The organism is Leifsonia sp. SIMBA_070 (genome assembly GCF_046534635.1).
In the GTDB taxonomy this organism is placed as follows: domain Bacteria; phylum Actinomycetota; class Actinomycetes; order Actinomycetales; family Microbacteriaceae; genus Leifsonia.
This window is the reverse complement of sequence record NZ_JAWRYK010000342.1, coordinates 1-268: the sequence shown is the minus strand read 5'-3', so window position 1 is coordinate 268 and position 268 is coordinate 1. Positions and strand designations below refer to the sequence as shown.

The 268-nt window shown below is 62.3% G+C and carries 1 protein-coding gene; it reads right to left on the bottom strand.

Translation table 11 applies throughout. The features are described 5' to 3' along the window. Positions 1 to 64 precede the first annotated feature (64 nt). The coding region (locus SB754_RS20605; protein ID WP_410784221.1) for a DUF4032 domain-containing protein at positions 65 to 268 on the bottom strand (204 nt) is incomplete at its 5' end.

Here is a 268-nt window from a genome sequence, read left to right as displayed (position 1 = left end):
CCCTGTGCCGCCTTTCCCGCTGCAGGGGTGAAGTTAGGCACAGCCCGCAGTGGGGCATGCGACACTAAGACATTTGCTCGGGTGCTCCGCCGGAATCGAGGATATTCATGGTCCGGGTGTCCGCGGTAAGCAGGATGGCTGCCTCATCCCGGCGGTGGCGCAGCACGGTGTCCATGTATGACTGCACGGCTTCGGCCATGGGGACGTTCCGGTTTTCGCTTTCGGACATGTACCAGCGGTGTTCGAGCACTTCGTGCACCACTTCGGC